Origin of the sequence: Subtercola boreus (genome assembly GCF_003399645.1) — a bacterium.
In the GTDB taxonomy this organism is placed as follows: Bacteria; Actinomycetota; Actinomycetes; order Actinomycetales; family Microbacteriaceae; genus Subtercola; species Subtercola boreus_A.
Map to the genome: position 1 here is coordinate 260,009 of NZ_NBXD01000024.1, position 17,035 is coordinate 277,043.

General features: G+C 70.2%; 12 protein-coding genes. 10 read left to right on the top strand and 2 right to left on the bottom strand.

Annotated elements, in window-relative coordinates; genetic code table 11:
* The first annotated feature begins 30 nt into the window (after positions 1 to 30).
* The 5 genes from B7R24_RS12685 (at position 31) to B7R24_RS12705 (ending at position 6,639) form a co-directional block, all read left to right on the top strand.
* Positions 31 to 552 carry a hypothetical protein gene (locus tag B7R24_RS12685; protein WP_116419325.1) on the top strand — a complete coding sequence of 174 codons (522 nt, stop codon included), beginning with the start codon at positions 31 to 33 and terminating at the stop codon, positions 550 to 552.
* The gene (locus tag B7R24_RS12690) at positions 552 to 1,211 is read left to right on the top strand and encodes a DUF1684 domain-containing protein (RefSeq protein WP_116419326.1); all 660 of its coding nucleotides are present in this window, start codon (positions 552 to 554) and stop codon (positions 1,209 to 1,211) included. The genes B7R24_RS12685 and B7R24_RS12690 overlap by 1 nt, the downstream gene beginning before the upstream one ends.
* A 207-nt stretch (positions 1,212 to 1,418) precedes the next feature.
* The gene (locus B7R24_RS12695; protein WP_116419327.1) at positions 1,419 to 3,539 is read left to right on the top strand and encodes an ArnT family glycosyltransferase; all 2,121 of its coding nucleotides are present in this window, start codon (positions 1,419 to 1,421) and stop codon (positions 3,537 to 3,539) included.
* Between the two features lie 315 nt (positions 3,540 to 3,854).
* A complete protein-coding gene (locus B7R24_RS12700; RefSeq protein WP_116419354.1) occupies positions 3,855 to 5,519 on the top strand; it encodes a DEAD/DEAH box helicase in 1,665 nt (554 codons plus the stop codon).
* Between the two features lie 181 nt (positions 5,520 to 5,700).
* Complete coding sequence (locus B7R24_RS12705; RefSeq protein WP_253259934.1) at positions 5,701 to 6,639, top strand: nucleoside hydrolase; 939 nt, start codon at positions 5,701 to 5,703, stop codon at positions 6,637 to 6,639.
* Positions 6,640 to 6,753: 114 nt separating this feature from the next.
* On the opposite strand, the gene B7R24_RS12710 is transcribed toward B7R24_RS12705, so the two are convergent.
* Positions 6,754 to 7,293 (bottom strand): NUDIX hydrolase family protein, encoded by a 540-nt coding sequence (locus tag B7R24_RS12710; RefSeq protein ID WP_116419329.1) that lies wholly within the window; start codon positions 7,291 to 7,293, stop codon positions 6,754 to 6,756.
* A 124-nt stretch (positions 7,294 to 7,417) separates the two neighbouring features.
* Here B7R24_RS12710 and B7R24_RS12715 point away from each other — a divergent pair, with 124 nt between their 5' ends.
* From B7R24_RS12715 to B7R24_RS12735, 5 genes are all read left to right on the top strand, one after another.
* Entirely contained in the window at positions 7,418 to 12,496 is a 5,079-nt protein-coding gene (locus B7R24_RS12715; RefSeq protein WP_116419355.1) for an ATP-dependent helicase, read from the top strand.
* A 26-nt stretch (positions 12,497 to 12,522) separates the two neighbouring features.
* A complete protein-coding gene (locus B7R24_RS12720) occupies positions 12,523 to 13,302 on the top strand; it encodes a DNA-formamidopyrimidine glycosylase family protein (RefSeq protein WP_116419330.1) in 780 nt (259 codons plus the stop codon).
* A 214-nt stretch (positions 13,303 to 13,516) separates the two neighbouring features.
* Complete coding sequence (locus tag B7R24_RS12725) at positions 13,517 to 14,224, top strand: alpha/beta hydrolase (protein ID WP_253259452.1); 708 nt, start codon at positions 13,517 to 13,519, stop codon at positions 14,222 to 14,224.
* Entirely contained in the window at positions 14,199 to 14,708 is a 510-nt protein-coding gene (gene ybaK, locus B7R24_RS12730) for a Cys-tRNA(Pro) deacylase (protein WP_116419331.1), read from the top strand. Before B7R24_RS12725 ends, ybaK begins: the two co-directional genes overlap by 26 nt.
* 33 nt (positions 14,709 to 14,741) lie before the next feature.
* Positions 14,742 to 15,125: a cupin domain-containing protein gene (locus B7R24_RS12735; RefSeq protein WP_116419332.1), complete on the top strand. Its 384-nt coding sequence runs from the start codon at positions 14,742 to 14,744 to the stop codon at positions 15,123 to 15,125.
* 580 nt (positions 15,126 to 15,705) lie between these two features.
* On the opposite strand, the gene B7R24_RS12740 is transcribed toward B7R24_RS12735, so the two are convergent.
* The coding region (locus B7R24_RS12740) for an HNH endonuclease signature motif containing protein (RefSeq protein ID WP_147304034.1) at positions 15,706 to 17,035 on the bottom strand (1,330 nt) is incomplete at its 5' end.

The following is a 17,035-nucleotide window of genomic DNA, read 5'->3' on the forward strand; positions in this document are numbered from 1 at the left end:
TCCGTTCGCCTACTGCGACAGACTGGGTGCATGAAGGTGATGCTGAAGTTGACGCTCGACTGTTCGGTGGATGCGGCGTGGCGGGCCCTGCAGAGTCCGGCCGTGTTCCGGGAGGTGTCGGCTCCGCTGCTCAGCGTGTCGTCGCTCGAGCCGGGCGGTTTTCGCACGACCTGGCCCGAGGGCGAGAACCGGGTCGAGATCGAGGCGTTCGGGCTGCTGCCGATGGGGCGGCAGGTGATCGACATCGATCGCACGCACACGCAGCATCCGGGGGTGCGCATCATCCACGACAAGGGGCACGCCGCCTCGGGTGCGCTGACGCTCGTGACGAAATGGGACCACCGGATGGCCGTGTCGGTCGACCCGTATGAACCGGCGAAGACGCTCTACCGCGACCGGTTGATCATCGGTGCCGGGGCACTGACACCGGCGATCTGGATGAGCATGTGGGCGTTCTGGCAGGTGCGCGGGGTGCGGCTGAAGCAACTGGCACCGACGTGGTCGTTCGAGCCGAAGCACGCGGCGCCGATGGCTGGCGAGGACACGGCCTGATGGCCGATGCACGCACCGCGATCGAGACGGCCGACTGGCGGCGGCGGGTCTTCGACATCTACGCCGAGACACGGCGGCTCGCAGCGGGGCCCGGTACGGGGGTCGGGACAGACGCACCCTTGCCCGCCGTGGAGGCGCACACCTTCTGGAGGGCCTCGCGCAACGAGCTGTTCGACACGCATCCGCAGACCCCGCTCCTGCCGGAGGACCGGGCCGGGTTCGAGGGACTGCCGGTCGCCGAGTACGACCCCGCCTGGCGCTTCGAGGTCGAGCTGGTCGCCCCCGAGGAGCCGGCACGGTTCGATTTCGAGACCGGCACCGACGGCGTGGTTCCGTTCGAACTGGTCGGGCGGGCCGAAGTGCCCGAGGTGGGCACGCTCGACGTGTGGCGCCTGCAGTCGTACGGCGGCGGGCTGTTCCTGCCGGTTCGGGATGCGCTTGCCGGGCGTCCGGGCGGCACCTACGGTGGCGGGCGGTACCTGCTCGACACCATCAAGGGGGCGTTCCTCGGCGAGGGAGCCGTGCCCGGGTCGCTCGTGCTGGACTTCAACTTCGCCTACAACCCGTCGTGCGCCTACGACCCGGCCTGGGCATGCCCGCTGGCGCCGCTCGGCAACCGGGTGGCGGCCGAGATCCCGGTGGGCGAGCTGTACCACTGAGCCGGGGCAGCGCGCTGCTCCCCCGAGCCGCACCACAGGGCGACGATAGGCGCCTCGGGGCGCGGTGACTTCATAGGTTTCGCATAGCCACCGCCGAGACGGCGCATAGCGGGCACGCAGAGGCTGGGATGACATCATCCACCGTGCCTGTGCACGGTGCCCGAGTGCACCGTGCCTGTGCACGGTGCCCCAGTGAGAGGCCAGCCCATGTCGTCGCACCCCGCGAGTCTCAGCCCTACCGCACCACGCGTCGGTTCGAGGATCGGCGGGACGGGCATCCGGAGCCTGATCGTGCGCGCCGCAGTCGGCGACCGCACCTCACCGGCGTGGGTTCGCCCGAGCCTTCTCGGCCTGCTGCTGGTGACGGCCGTGCTCTACCTGTGGAACCTCGGCGCGAGCGGCTACGCGAACACGTTCTATGCGGCGGCCGTTCAGGCGGGGGCGACGAGCTGGAAGGCCTTCTTCTTCGGGTCTCTCGACGCCTCGAACTTCATCACTGTCGACAAACCGCCTGCTTCGCTGTGGGTGATGGGGCTCTCGGCCCGCCTCTTCGGCTTCTCGAGCTGGAGCGTGCTGGCCCCGCAGGCCGTGATGGGCGTCGGCGCTGTGGCCCTGCTGTTCGGCGCTGTTCGCCGCAGTCTCGCGAGCCTCGGGGCCCGTCCGGCGGCCGTCGGCGGTCTGTTGGCGGGAGCGGTTCTCGCGTTCACGCCCGCCGCGGCCCTGATGTTCCGCTTCGACAATCCGGATGCGCTGCTGGTGCTGCTCATGACCGCTGCCGCGTACTCCGTGGTGCGGGCCCTGCCGACGGCGAGCTGGAAATGGCTCGCGCTGGCGGGTGTCGCGCTCGGCTTCGCCTTTCTCACCAAGATGCTGCAGGGCCTGCTGGTGCTGCCGGCGTTCGGCCTGGTCTACCTGGTTGCCGCCCAGACCACGCTGGGGCGACGCATCGCGCACCTGCTCATCGCGGCGAGCGCGCTCGTGGTCGCCGCCGGCTGGTGGGTGATTGCCGTCGCACTCTGGCCCGCGGATGCTCGACCGTACATCGGCGGATCGACGAACAACACCGTGCTCGACCTCGTCTTCGGGTACAACGGGCTGGGGCGCATCTTCGGAGGGTCAGGAAGCGGCGGGGGCGGCGGAACGGCGACCGGCGCGGCCGGCTCGAGTTTCGGCGGCTCGACCGGGCTCGACCGGTTGTTCAGCAGCGAGATGGGGCTCGAGATCTCCTGGCTGCTGCCGGCGGCCCTGCTGGCCCTGGTGCTCGGGCTGGTGGTCACGCGAAAGGGCGGGCGGGCGAATCCGTTGCGCGCCGCGCTGCTGCTGTGGGGAGGCTGGCTGCTCGTCACCGGTCTGGTGTTCAGCTACATGAGCAGAACGATCCACCCGTACTACACCGTCGCGCTGGCCCCCGCGGTCGCCGCCCTGGTGGCAGTCGGTGGCGTCGTGCTGTGGAGCGTTCGATCGACCTGGCTCGGGCGACTCGGACTTGCGGCGATGATCGCCGGCTCGGGCGCATGGGCGTTCGTGCTGCTGTCTGAGAACGCGTCATGGCTGCCCTGGTTGCGGTGGGTGCTCGTCGTCGGAGCGGTGCTCTCGGCGGCGGCGCTCGTCGTGGGTTCCGCGGCGCGTCTCGCGCGGGTGACAGCGGTGGCGGTGATCGCGGGCGCGCTCTTCGGCCTCGGCGGGTCGGCCGCCTACGCGGTGGCGACGGCGTCGGTGGCGCACAGCGGGTCGATCCCCTCGGTCGGGAGCGTGAGCAGCAGCGGTCTGGCGGCCGGCGGTGGCGGTGGTGGTGGCGGTGGCGGTGGTGGTGGTGGTGGGGGTTCTGCGCCGAGCGCCGCGACCGGCGAGCGGCCGGGCGGGATGACCGGCGGCACCGCGCCGTCGGGCACGAGCAGCACCGGCGGCACGGGCACCGGCGCCGGCAGCACCGGCACCGCAGGCACCAGCAGCACCGCGGGCACCACCACCACCGCAGGCGCCGGCAGCACGGACTCCGCCGCCCTCACCGCCCTGCTCGCCGCCTCGACGGCACGGTGGGCAGCGGCGGTGGACGGCTCGCAGAGCGCAGCCACGCTCGAACTCAGCTCGGAGACCGCCGTGATGGCGATCGGCGGCTGGAGCGACGACCCGACGCCGACGCTCGCCGAGTTCCAGGCCTACGTGGCCGCGGGTGACGTGGGCTACTACATCGTCAGCGGCCAGGGCGGTGGCGCGGGCGGCGGCAGCAGCTCCACGAGCGCTGCGAGCGCGATCGAGGCCTGGGTGACCGCGACCTACACCGCGACCACGGTGGGCGGCTCAACGGTCTACGACCTCGGCAGCTGACCCGGCATCCATTCGCCTGCTAGACTGTAGATACTTGCGAGCGCATTTGCGCTCCCTGCGTCGTAGAACGCATGTCCTCTGCAGAACACTCTGGTTCGGCATGAAGATGAATTCTCACGGCGAACGGATGTGCCCACCGGCACCTTCGCCACACTTCCACCGAAGTCCGCTTCGGCACGTGCGCCCGGCCCTCGGCTGTGGCGGGCGGCGAACCGGGACGAGATCGCGCAGACGCACTCCGCCGGGCAGCAGCACGCTGCCCGGCACGCGCCGTTCTCCGGTGGAACCGATGCCTGGAAGGCACCGAAACCCCCCATGACAACAGTCACACCCACCACTTCGTCAGCAGACACCGCGGCAGGCCCCTCGTTCGCCTCACTCGGCGTGCCGGCCCCGCTCGTCGCCAAGCTCACTGCCGACGGAATCACCAGCCCGTTCCCGATCCAGGTCGACACCCTGCCCGACACGCTCAACGGGCGCGACGTGCTGGGCCGCGGCAAGACCGGCTCGGGCAAGACGCTCGCGTTCTCGATTCCGATGGTCGCCCGCCTCGCGGGTGCCCTCGCCGGCGGAAAGCGCCGCCCGGGCCGCCCGGTCGGCCTGATCCTCGCCCCGACGCGCGAGCTCGCCACGCAGATCACCGCGGTGCTGCAGCCGCTCGCCGACGCCTACGGCCTCAAGTCGACCACGATCTTCGGTGGCGTCTCGCAGTCGCGCCAGGTCGCCGCCCTCAAGGCAGGTGTCGACGTCGTCGTCGCCTGCCCCGGCCGTCTCGAAGACCTCATGAAGCAGGGCTTCGTATCGCTCGACGCCGTGGAGATCACCGTGCTCGACGAGGCCGACCACATGGCCGACCTGGGCTTCCTCCCCGTCGTGACGCGCATCCTCTCGAAGACGCCCGAGCACGGCCAGCGCCTGCTCTTCTCCGCCACGCTCGACAACGGCGTGGACAAGATCGTCAACCGTTTCCTGCACAACCAGGTTCTGCACTCGGTGGATGAGGCCAACTCCCCCGTCGCCGCTATGACCCACCACGTGTTCGAGGTCAACGACGCCGAGGCGAAGACCGCCCTCGTGAAGAAGCTGGCGTCGGGCACCGGGCGACGCATCCTGTTCATGCGCACCAAGCACCACGCGAAGAAGCTCGCACGCCAGCTCATCGAAGCGGGCATCCCGGCCGTCGACCTGCACGGCAACCTCTCGCAGGTGGCCCGCGACCGCAACCTGGCCGCCTTCAGCGCCGGTGACGTGAGCGTGCTGGTGGCGACGGATGTCGCGGCCCGCGGTGTGCACGTCGATGACATCGAGCTCGTGATCCACGTCGACCCGCCCACCGAGCACAAGGCGTACCTGCACCGTTCGGGCCGTACGGCTCGGGCCGGCAGCGAGGGCGACGTCGTGACGATCATCCTTCCCGCCCAGCGGAAAGACCTCGACCAGCTCATGCGCAAGGCCGCGATCTCGGTGGCGACCGAGCGCGTGTCGCTCGCCTCGCCCTCGGTCGACGCTCTCGTCGGCGAGGTTGCGGCGTATGTGAAGCCGTCTGACGCTCCCGTGACGCTCACCGGTGGTGGGCGTTCGGGAGGCGGTGCCGGTGGTAACGGCGGTGGCGGTCGCGGCAATGGCGGCGGCGGACGCGGTTCGCGCGGCGGCAACGGTGGGGGCTCGGGTTCGGGCTCTCGCGACGGCGGTGGATCACAGGGCGCCAACGCCCAGCGCAAGCGTGGCCTCCGCGACGGCGCCTCGGCCGGTGCCGGTGCAGGAACGGGTTCATCCGACCGCCCGCGTCGCGACCGTGCGGCTTCGGGCGCCGGTGCCGGCGGATCGGGTTCGGGCGGCGCACGCCGCGGCCAGGGTGGCGGCGGTGCAGGCCGCGGCGGCTCAGGCGGCGGCTCGACCACCGTCTGGTCGAGTGCCGGCGGCTCGCAGACCTCCCCGTCGCGCCCGCAGCGCTCGGCCCCCCGCCGCGCGCAGGGCTAGTCCCCCGCGTCACCTCCCGACGCTCAACCCTGCGGGCATCCGCCCGCGTTTTGCGCAAAAGCACCCAACCTCGCGGCCTTGGGTGCTTTTGCGCACAGTGGGGGCCTGCGGTCTGCGGTCGGGCGGGCGGGCAGGGCGGGGCTCCAGTAACTTGGGGTGTATGAGCCCTGTGAATGTGTTGATGGATGTCGATACGGGGGTGGATGACGCCCTGGCGATCATGTTCGCCGTCGCGCACCCCGAGGTGAACCTGCTCGGTATCAGCTGCGTGGCGGGCAACGCGGCACTGCCGCAGGTCGTTCTCAACACGCTGAAGATCCTGGATGCGGCGGGTGCAGGCGACATCCCGGTCGCCGCGGGCGCCGTGCGGCCGCTGATCGCGCCGGCGCGTGACGCCTCGCACGTGCACGGCGCCGACGGGCTCGGCGGCATCGTGCTGCCCGAGACGAACCGGCGGCCGGTCGGACAGGGTGCCGTCGGGATGCTGCGAGACCGGCTGGTCGCGAGCAGCGGGCCCGTCACGATCATCGCGCTCGCCCCGCAGACCAACCTCGCGCTGCTGCTGCGCACCCACCCGGAGGTCGCGGCGAAGGTCGAGCGCATCCTCTCCATGGGCGGATCGGCCAGCGTGGGCAACGCCACCCCCACGGCCGAATTCAACGTGTGGCATGACCCCGAGGCTGCGGCGATCGTGCTCGATTCGGGCATCCCGACCTTCATGTACGGCCTCGACGTGTTCAATCACGTGGCGGTCGCCCGAGAGCAGACCGAGGCGCTGCAGGCGAGCAGCCGCCGCGCCCAGAAGGTCGCCGGGGCGCTGCTCGCGCACCGCATCGGCATGGGGCCGGGCCGCGAACCGGTCTACACGGGGCTCATCGGCGACGCGGGCGCGGTGTGCGCCCTGGTGGATCCGGATGCTCTGCGAGTCGAACGACTGCCGGTGTTCGTCGAGCTGGCAGGGGCCAGTCGCGGGCAGACCGTCGTCGATCGGCGGCAGTTTCCGGGAGAAGACCGGATGCACGGGCTGCACTCCGCGGTCGGGCTGACGGATGTGGCGCTCGAGGTCGACGCGCAACGGTACGTCGACTTCTACCTCGCTACCATCGCGCAGCTCGACTGAGGCCGTTTTGCGCAAAAGCACGCAAACGGAACGTTTTGGGTGCTTTTGCGCAAAACGGACGGGATGGTGCGGGCGCGATCCAGCGCGAGCTGGTGCGGGCGGGATGGGCGCAGGCTAGGCCAGGCGGCCGACCGACGCGAGCGCTGCGCGCAGCAGGGCGCCGCGGCCGCCCTCCATCTCGGCGTGGATGGCGTCGCTGGTGGCCTCCTGCGGGGTCATCCAGGTGAGTTCGAGGGCGTCTTGACGCGGATCGCAGGTACCGGTGACCGGGATGACGTAGGCCAGGGAGACGGCGTGCTGCCGATCATCCGTGAAGGCACTGACCCCCGGCAGCGGAAAGTACTCGGCGACCGAGAACGGGATGGGACTGGTCGGCAGCTGCGGGAAGGCCATCGGCCCGAGATCTTTCTCGAGGTGGCGGAAGAGCGCGTCGCGCAGGGTCTCTCCGTACATCACCCGGCCCGACACGATGGTGCGGGTCATGTTGCCGCTCGGCGAGACGCGGAGCAGAACGCCGACCTCGGTGACCTGCCCGAGCCCGTCGACGCGAACCGGCACGGCCTCCACATAGAGCAGGGGCAGACGGCGACGGATGTCGTCGAGCTCCTGGTCACTCAGCCAGCCGGGGTTCGGGTCGGGGGTGCGAACGCTCATGCTTCATTCTCACCCATACCGCAAGGGTTACCGGTCACCCGGGGCCGAACGGGCGAGTGTCAGTGGTATCGGGGAGGATGGTGGGGTGAGCAAAGCAACAGCAGCGAAGGCCGACGCGGCCCGGGTGTCGGCCGTGCTCGAACGGTTCTCACCCGCGACCCGGGAATGGTTCGCGGGGGCCTTCGCCGCGCCCACCGAAGCGCAGGTCGGGGCGTGGCAGGCGGTCTCCGAGGGGTCGCACGCGCTCGTCGTCGCACCGACGGGTTCGGGCAAGACGCTCGCGGCCTTCCTCTGGGCGATCGACCAGCTGACCTCGGCCCCGACCGACCCCGAGCGCGTCGCCGGTACGCGCGTGCTGTACATCTCACCGCTGAAGGCCCTGGCCGTCGACGTGGAGCGCAACCTCCGCGCGCCGCTCGTGGGTGTGACGCAGACGGCGAAGCGGCTGGGAACCGAGCCCCCGTCGGTGACGGTGGGCGTGCGCTCGGGCGACACCACCTCGTCTGACCGGCGCTCCATGATCAAGACGCCGCCCGACATTCTCATCACCACGCCCGAGTCGCTGTTCCTCATGCTCACCTCGGCCGCCCGCGAGACGCTCAAGACGGTGCACACGGTCATCATCGACGAGGTGCACGCCGTCGCTGCCACCAAGCGCGGTGCGCACCTGGCCGTCAGCCTCGAGCGACTGGATGCCCTGCTCGAGCGCCCGGCACAGCGGATCGGTCTCTCGGCCACCGTGCGCCCGCCGTCTGAGGTTGCCCGGTTCCTCGCGGGCGGTGTTCCGGTGACGATCGTCGCCCCGGTCTCGACGAAGAAGTTCGACCTGCGCGTGGTGGTTCCGGTCGAAGACATGGCGAACCTCGGTGCCGCGGCACCGCTCGAGGGTTCTGCCGCGGCCGCGACGCCGCAGCAGGGCTCGATCTGGCCGCACGTCGAAGAGAGCATCGTCGACCGGGTGCTGCAGCACCGCTCGTCGATCGTCTTCGCAAACTCGCGGCGCCTCGCCGAGCGGTTGACGGCGCGGCTGAACGAGATCTACGCGGAACGGCTGGGGCTCGAGGTGGAGAACGACGGGTTCGTGCCCGCTTCCGCACCGCTACCCGCGTCGTCGAGCCGGGTGCCCGCGCAGGCACCAGCGCAGGTGCAGGCGCAGAGTGGGCAGTCGCAGGGCGCGCTCCCCCTCCTCGCCCGCGCCCACCACGGCTCGGTGAGCAAGGAACAGCGCGCCATCATCGAAGACGACCTGAAGAGCGGGCGCCTCCGGTGCGTGGTCGCGACCTCGAGCCTCGAGCTCGGTATCGACATGGGCGCCGTCGACCTGGTCGTGCAGGTGGAGTCCCCGCCGTCGGTCGCGAGCGGCCTGCAGCGGGTCGGGCGGGCCGGGCATCAGGTGGGCGAGGTGTCCCGCGGGGTGATCTACCCGAAGCACCGGGCCGACCTCATCCACTCGGCCGTCGCGGCCGACCGCATGACGAAGGGTCTCATCGAGACGCTCGCGGTGCCGAAGAACCCGCTCGACATCCTCGCCCAGCAGACGGTCGCAGCGTGCGCCCTCGAGTCGATCGATGTCGAGGAGTGGTTCGACCAGATCAAGCGCAGCGCACCCTTCGCCGGCCTGCCGCGCTCGGCCTACGAGGCCACGCTCGACCTGCTCGCCGGGCGTTATCCGTCAGACGAGTTCGCCGAGCTGCGGCCGCGCATCGTCTGGGACCGCGACGCGGGAACGATCACCGGCCGCCCGGGTGCGCAGCGCCTCGCCGTGACGAGCGGTGGAACCATCCCCGACCGCGGCCTGTTCGGCGTGTTCATGGTGGGCGAGAAAGCCTCGCGGGTCGGCGAGCTCGACGAAGAGATGGTCTACGAGTCGCGCGTCGGCGATGTGTTCGCGCTGGGGGCGACGAGCTGGCGCATCCAGGAGATCACGCACGACCAGGTTCGCGTCACACCGGCGTTCGGCGAGCCCGGGCGGCTGCCGTTCTGGCGCGGCGACGGGCTGGGGCGGCCCGCCGAACTCGGGCGCGCCATCGGTGCGTTCACCAGAACGGTGGCGGGGTCATCCGCAGACCGCGCGCTGGAGCTCGCCACGTCGGCCGGGCTCGACGAGAACGCGGCCACGAACCTCGTGACGTTCATCTCCGAGCAGCGGGAGGCAACCGGGCACGTGCCGAGCGACTCCACGCTGGTGGTCGAGCGGTTCCGAGACGAGCTGGGCGACTGGCGCGTCATCCTGCACTCCCCCTACGGCATGCAGGTGCATTCGCCGTGGGCGCTGGCGATCGGGGCTCGCATCCGCGAGCGGTTCGGCGTCGACGGCGGTGTCGTGGCCAGCGACGACGGCATCGTGGTGCGGCTGCCCGACACCGAGAGCGAGCCGCCCGGGGCCGACCTCTTCGTGTTCGATGCCGACGAGCTCGAGTTGATCGTCACGACCGAGGTCGGTGGGTCGGCCCTGTTCGCGTCGCGTTTTCGCGAGAGTGCAGCGCGGGCGCTGCTGCTGCCCCGCAAGAACCCTGGCCAGCGCTCGCCGCTCTGGCAGCAGCGACAGCGGTCGGCGGCACTGCTCGAGGTGGCCCGTCGGTACCCGACGTTCCCGATCATTCTCGAGACGGTGCGGGAATGCCTGCAGGATGTGTACGACCTGCCGTCGCTGAAGGTGCTGGCCGGCGAACTCGAGAGCCGCAGCATCCGCATCATCGAGACCGAGACGCCGGAGCCGTCGCCGTTCGCCCGCTCGCTGCTGTTCGGGTACGTGGCGTCGTTCGTGTACGAGGGCGACAGCCCTCTCGCCGAGCGGCGTGCGGCAGCCCTCTCGCTCGACCCCACCCTGCTCGCCGAGCTGCTGGGGCGCGCGGAGCTCCGCGAGCTGCTCGACCCGGGCGTCATCGAGCAGACCGAGCGCGAGCTGCAGCGCGTCGCCGCGAACCGGCGGGCGACCGGTGTCGAGGGCACCGCCGACCTGGTGCGGATGCTCGGCCCGCTCAGCATCGTCGAACTCGCCGAGCGCCTGACCGACGGGTCCGACGCCGAGGCACACGTCGCGGCACTCATCGACGCCCGACGGGTGCTGCCGGTCAGCATCGCGGGCGACGCCCGGTTCGCCGCGATCGAAGACGCGAGCCGGTTGCGCGATGCGCTGGGCGTGCCGATTCCGTTCGGCGTTCCGGATGCCTTCATCGAGCCGGTCGAAGATCCGCTCGGCGACCTCGTCGGCCGGTATGCGCGCACGCACGGGCCGTTCACGGCACCCGAGGTCGGTGTGCGGCTGGGCCTCGGATCAGCGGTGGTGCACGAGACACTGAAGAGACTGGAGGCGGCACGTCGCGTCGTGGAGGGCGAGTTCCGGCCGACCGGGGTGCCGGGGGCCGCTGCGGTGGGTGCCGGGGCGGCGGGTGCCGGTGGCGAGTCAGTCGAGGGTGGTGCCCCGGTTGTTCCCCTCACGCCCGAGTTCTCGCGCTTCGCCCACGCGGCGGCATCGAGCGAGTGGTGTGACACCGAGGTGTTGCGGCGCCTTCGCAGCCGGTCGTTGGCCGCACTGCGGCACGAGGTGGAGCCGGTCGACGCCGAGGCATTCGGGCGTTTCCTCCCGGTGTGGCAGCACGTCGGTGGCGCCCTGCGCGGGGTCGACGGTGTGCTCACGGTCATCGAGCAGCTGGCCGGTGTGCCCGTGCCCGCCTCCGCGTGGGAGACCCTCGTGCTGCCGTCGCGGGTGCGCGACTACAGTCCAGCCATGCTCGACGAGCTGACGGCCGCGGGCGAGATCGTCTGGTCTGGCAACGGTTCGCTGGCCGGTAGCGACGGGTGGGTCTCGCTGCACCTGGCCGACACGGTGCGGGTCACGCTGCCCGAGCAGCTCGAGCTCGAGCCGAGCGACCTGCAGGAGGCGATCCTCAGCACGCTGGCCGGTGGCGGGGCCTACTTCTTCCGTACGCTCTCCGACGCGGTCGCCGAGCAGTTGGGCAGTGCCGCCGAGAAGCGCCGCGCAGAGGTCGCCGACGAGCAGCGGATGCTCGCCGAGTCGCTCCGCCCGAAGACGCCCCGGCGAGAGCCCAAGTCGGGAATCGGTTCGGGTGGTCCCGGGGGAACCGGCAGTACTGCCGCCGGTTCTGCCACCGGTTCGGGCGACGACCAGGCTACCGCGGCGTCGTCTGTCGCACCCTCCCCCGTGCATCCGGTACCCGTGCCCCTACCGAGCATGAACCCGGGTTTCTTCACCGACGACCAGCTCGTCACGGCGCTCTGGGACCTGGTCTGGTCGGGCCGAGTCACCAACGACACCCTGGCGCCTCTGCGCACGCTGACGGGCGGGGGCAGTTCGACGCACGTCACGAAGCGGGCGGCGCCGCGCGCGAAGATGTACCGCGGGCGGGCGTATTCGCGGCCCACCATGGCCACCCGGGTCGGCCCGCCGACGGCCGGCGGCCGCTGGTCGCTCCTGCCCCGGGCAGAGGCTGACCCGACACTGCGTGCGCATGCCACCGCCGAGTTCCTCCTCGACCGCTATGGCGTCGTGACCCGGGGATCAGTGATGAGCGAGCACCAGCCCGGAGGTTTCGCGCTCGCCTACCGCGTACTCAGCCAGTTCGAAGAGACCGGCCGGTGCCGCCGCGGGTACTTCATCGAGGGTCTCGGCGCCGCCCAGTTCGCAACCGGGGGCACGGTCGACCGCCTCCGCGCGTTCTCGGCCGACCTCCTGCGCGAACAGCGCGGGGGCGGGGAGAGTTCGAGCACCCCCGGAGGTGGCGGGATGCTCGGACACGACCCCCGAGCCCAGTCGGGTGCAGGCGGCGGGAACGACGGCAGCACGTCCCATCGGGGCCGTTCGCGCGAGACCGAGCGCACCCGCGCGCTGACGCTTGCGGCCACCGATCCGGCGAACCCCTACGGCGCATCCCTGCCCTGGCCACAGGGTGAGGGACATCGGCCGGGTCGCAAGGCCGGAGCCCTGGTGGTGCTCGTCGACGGGGCTCTCGTGCTCTATGTCGAGCGCGGCGGCAAAACCGTCCTCGCGTTCAGCGACGATGAGACAGCGCTCGTCGAGGCGTCGGACTCCCTCGTGTCCACCGTCACTTCGGGGCGGGTCGACAGGCTCACGATCGAGAAGATCAACGGCGAATTCTCGGTCGGGTCATCCGTGGGCCGCCTGTTGGAGATCGCCGGGTTCAGCAACACTCCGCGCGGTCTGAGGCTGCGGAGTGCATAGCGCCGTGCGCCGTGCGGAGGTGCGGCATGCCTGAGGGCGACACCGTCTACCGCACCGCCGAGCACCTGAACGCGGTGCTGGCGGGCACGGTGCTGACCGGGTGCGACATCCGCGTACCGAAGTTCGCAACCGTCGACCTCACGGGTGAGACGGTCGACAACGTGGTGAGCCGCGGCAAGCATCTGCTCATGCGGATCGGTGAGTTCAGCATCCATTCGCACCTCAAAATGGAGGGCACCTGGCACCTGTACAAGGAGGGGACGCGCTGGCGAAAGCCGGCGTGGAAGGCGCGTGCCATTCTGAGGAACGCCGAATGGACGGCGGTCGGCTTCGAGCTCGGGCTGGTGGAGGTCGTTCATCGTGAGCGCGAGGAGGAGGTCGTGGGGTATCTCGGCCCCGACCTGCTCGGCTCCGACTGGGATGCAGAAGAGGCCGAACGGCGTCTGGCGAGCGACCCGCTCCGCGAGATCGACGTGGCGCTTCTCGACCAGCGCAATCTCGCCGGCCTCGGCAATGTGTACGCGAACGAGTTGTGCTTCCTGCGGGGCGTGCTGCCGACGCGGCCCGTCGGTGAGGTTCCGAAACTCGACGCGGTCGTCGGGCTGGCATCACGGCTGATCACCGCGAACCGTGACCGCATTGAACGCACGACCACCGGCGACACCCGTGGCGGCAAGCAGGTGTGGGTGTACAACCGTGCCGGGCAGCCGTGCCGGCGGTGCGGTACGAAGATCCTCACGGGCAAACTGGGATCGAGCGAGCTGACACTCCGCGAGACGTACTGGTGCCCGCGTTGCCAGACGTGAGCGAGGCTGGGCCGGACGGTACCCTTCGCCTGCGATCGAAGACCTCGAGAGAGCCGACGGCATCGAACCCGAATCCCCGCGCGACAGCTACGAGGTCTGGCCCACCATCGACGAACCCGTGCGCATCTTCGAGCTGAGACGCAACCGGGGTGAGTGACGGGGCCGGCTGATACATTCGGATGACCCGCCACCCACTCCCTGCGTAAGGACGACCGTGACCGACTCCCCCCGCCGTGCCCCCATCGACGACGCCGTGGTCGTCTGGTCGGTACCGGCCGAAGAGCTCGCTGAGCGGATTCCGACCAGTCCGCTCGTGATCATCATGCACGGTTACGGGTCGCACGAGAACGACCTCATTTCGCTCGCCCCACTGCTGCCCGAGGGCATTGTCGCGGCGTCGCTCCGGGCACCTCTTGTCGCGCCGCACCCCGTGGTCGACGGTTTTGCCTGGTTCACGATCGGCGAGCCCGGCAACCCTCGGATTGCCGCCGGCGACGACGCGGCGACCTCGGTTCTCGAGTGGCTCGACCGCGTCGAGGCGGCCTACGGAACTCCGCCGAGCATCGCCACCCTCGGCTTCTCGCAGGGCGGGGCCATGGCGGTTCATCTCCTCCGCTCGGCTCCGGAGCGTTTCGCCGCCGCAGTCAACCTCTCGGGCTTCACCCTGACCGGCCAGGTGCGCGGTGACCGGGTGATGGCCGAGAGACGCCCGCCCGTGTCCTGGGGGCGGGATGTCGCAGACCCCGTCATCTCCGCCGATGCGGTCGCCCGTACCACCGACTGGCTGCCCGACCACTCGACACTGACGGCGAACCTCTACCCGGGCATCCTGCACGGCGTCTCGCAGGAGGAGATCACCGATGTGTCGGAGTTTCTCCAGGATGCGCTCTTCAGCAATGCGCCACTCGAACCGCGCGCCTGAGGGCCGAGGTCGGGTGACGACCGCTGCGACGGTGGCGCTGAACCGTGCCGGGGTGGCGTTCACGCCGCACGTGTACGACCACGACTCGGCAGCGACCGATTTCGGAGCCGAAGCCGCCGTGGCGCTGGGAGTGGAGCCCGACCGGGTCTTCAAGACACTCATGGTGGATACCGACAACGGTCTGGCGATCGGCATCGTCTCGGTCAGTTCGAAGCTCGATGTGAAAGCTCTCGCTGCCGCGGTGGGTGCCAAGCGCGGCGCGATGGCAGAGGCCGTCGTCGCCGAGCGAAAGAGCGGCTACGTCGTCGGGGGTATCAGCCCATTCGGCCAGAAGACAGCACTGCCGACGGTTCTGGATGATCTGGCCCTCCTTTTCGAGACGATCTACGTGTCGGGTGGTCGCCGGGGTTTCGATGTCGAGGTGAGCCCGGCCGACCTGGTTGCGGCGACGCGGGGGCAGGTCGCGGTGATCCGGCGGGCGTGAGGCCGTGGGGGTCGCTCAGTGCAGACTGGGACGATGACCACTCTCTCTGCAACCGATTTCGCCGCCGAGCTCGCCCTGGTCGAGCACTACTGGACTCCGCGCGTCATCGGCCGCGTCAATGACCAGTATGTGAAGGTCGCCCGGCTGCTCGGAGAGCTCGTCTGGCACTCCCACGAGAACGAGGATGAGATGTTCCTGGTTGTGTCGGGGAGGCTGCGCATTCAGCTGCGGGGCTCTGACGAAGTCGTTCTCGAGCCGGGCCAGTTCTACACCGTTCCACGTGGTGTGCCCCACAATCCCGTCGCCGACGACGTTGTCGAGATCGTCTTGATCGAAACTGTCACTACCGCGCACACCGGTGACGTGACGGTAGCCGGCACCGTTCCGATCGATCAGCAGCTCGGCGCCTTCAGCTGAACGCTTGGCATAAGCCGGTCTCGTTCGAGCGCCCGATCTCCTGATCGCCAGCCGGGGTGGGACAGCCGCCGGGGCGGGCAGCCGGCCGGGGCGGGTCAGCCTGCCGGGGTGGGGCGCCGCGCCAGCCTTGTTCGAGCTGGCGGGGGTGTCGTACCTGGCTGGCTTCGGCGCCAGGTGGGCTTGTGGCGGTGGCACATACGTCAGGCTGGGCGGCTGCCGCCGTGCGGGCTTGCCGGGGATGGGGGGACTGGGGTGGGCGGGTGGCTGGGGCTGCCGCGCCCAGCGGGCTTGCCGGGGACGGATGGGGTGGGGTGGGCCGATGGTTGGCTGGGGCTGCCGCGCCCTGCGGGCTTGCCGGGGATGGGTGGGGTGGCGTGGGCGAGTGGCTGGCTGGGCGGCCGGATGCGTGCACGGTGCGTTGGTGAGGGCGCCGGGCCAGGTGGCCGGGCCAGGTGGTCGGGGCAGGTGGTCGGGTCTGGTGGTCAGACAGAATGGCCGGGTCGGGTGCACAGGGCGGGCCGGGCGGTCTGGTCAGGTGAGATGGTTGCGGGCGCGGGAGGGTACCCGGTGTGCGTTGGGGTTATCCGGTTTGTGGGAGTGGGCGGGCGCGGTTTTGTTGGCAGGGTCTGGGGGTTTGCCGCCAGTCGAGCCAGTCGGGGGGGATGAGGTGCGGGGTTCCGTTTTGCATGACGAGTTTCCACCTTGTTTTGTGTACATGGGAGTGGTGGAAGTGGCAGAGCAGTGCGCCGTTGTCGAGGTCGGTGCGGCCGGGTTGGTGGGTTTTCGTTTGCCAGCCTTCGACGTGGTGTGATTCGCACCAGGACGGTGGGGCGTCGCAGGATGGCCACACGCATCCGCCGTCTCGGGCGGCCAACGCCCGGTTTTGGGCGGCGGTGAAGAGGCGGCGGGTTTTGCCGTGCTGGAGCACCTGCCCGTGCTCACCGAAGAGGGTGGTGATGACATCGGAGTGGCAGAGGAGGGTTTCGATCGTGCTTGCTGGGACGGGTTCGGTGAGGCCGTCGATCCAGCCGATACCCCGACCGGAGATGACATCTTCGAGGGTGGCGTGGACGTTGACGGTGGGGGCTGCCCCGTTCAGGCGCGGCATGGTCGGGAGCCCTGCCGCGGTGGTGACGAGTTGGAGGAGGCCGTCGGCGAGTTTCTGACCCCGGGTACGGGTGTCTCGAAGTAGCGGTTCGACCTCGCCGCCGTCAGCCGGGTCACCCTCACCGGTGGTGCCGGTCGGGTCAGAGGTGTCGGTGTCGGTGTGGGTGGGGTCGGTGAAGGTGGGGATGCGGGGACTCGTAAACGGCTCCAATGCCGCCCGCAAATGACCGGCCGCCGTCGGGGGCAGGAGGCCGGTGAGTTTCGTCATCCCGGTCTTCTCCGTGACCAGGGTCAGGTGGCGTCTGTCGTGCAGTTGCGCCTCTGTGGGCTCTGCGCCGTCGGGGTCGAGGTGCGCGATCATCCGTACCGCGAAACGGTCGATGACATCTGCGGAGTAGCACTGGCCCCCCAACGACTCTTGCGCCAGCGACACCAACTGGGCTTCGGCCTCGATCAGGGCATCCGTGAACCCGGTACTTTTCGCCACCCGGCCGAGCCGGGTCGTGATCACGGTCGCCACGTCGAGACCGATCGCACCGAGCCCGACTGCCTCCGCGACGTGGGAGAACGCGGGCAGGTTCGGCAGCCCACACAGCGACATCGTCACCCGGAGCTCCCCACCGACCTTCATCAGCTTCTTCGCCGTGTGCTCGCTCGTACCCGTATTCGCGGCCAGAAACCCGGCCGGGGTGGTGAAGTTCGACGCCTTCGACAACCCCTCCTCGCCGAGCTCGGGTCTGCACCGCTCAGCCACCTCGCCCGCCAGTCGCAGACGCAACGAATCCGCCAACCGCACCAGGTAC

Coding starts and splice junctions, on each gene's coding strand:
- B7R24_RS12710 (WP_116419329.1), bottom strand. CDS start 7,293: ATGAGCGTTCGCACCCCCGACCCGAACCCCGGCTGGCTGAGTGACCAG.
- B7R24_RS12695 (WP_116419327.1), top strand. CDS start 1,419: ATGTCGTCGCACCCCGCGAGTCTCAGCCCTACCGCACCACGCGTCGGT.
- B7R24_RS12685 (WP_116419325.1), top strand. CDS start 31: ATGAAGGTGATGCTGAAGTTGACGCTCGACTGTTCGGTGGATGCGGCG.
- B7R24_RS12690 (WP_116419326.1), top strand. CDS start 552: ATGGCCGATGCACGCACCGCGATCGAGACGGCCGACTGGCGGCGGCGG.
- B7R24_RS12705 (WP_253259934.1), top strand. CDS start 5,701: ATGGATGTCGATACGGGGGTGGATGACGCCCTGGCGATCATGTTCGCC.
- B7R24_RS12735 (WP_116419332.1), top strand. CDS start 14,742: ATGACCACTCTCTCTGCAACCGATTTCGCCGCCGAGCTCGCCCTGGTC.
- B7R24_RS12700 (WP_116419354.1), top strand. CDS start 3,855: ATGACAACAGTCACACCCACCACTTCGTCAGCAGACACCGCGGCAGGC.
- ybaK (WP_116419331.1), top strand. CDS start 14,199: ATGCGCCACTCGAACCGCGCGCCTGAGGGCCGAGGTCGGGTGACGACC.
- B7R24_RS12720 (WP_116419330.1), top strand. CDS start 12,523: ATGCCTGAGGGCGACACCGTCTACCGCACCGCCGAGCACCTGAACGCG.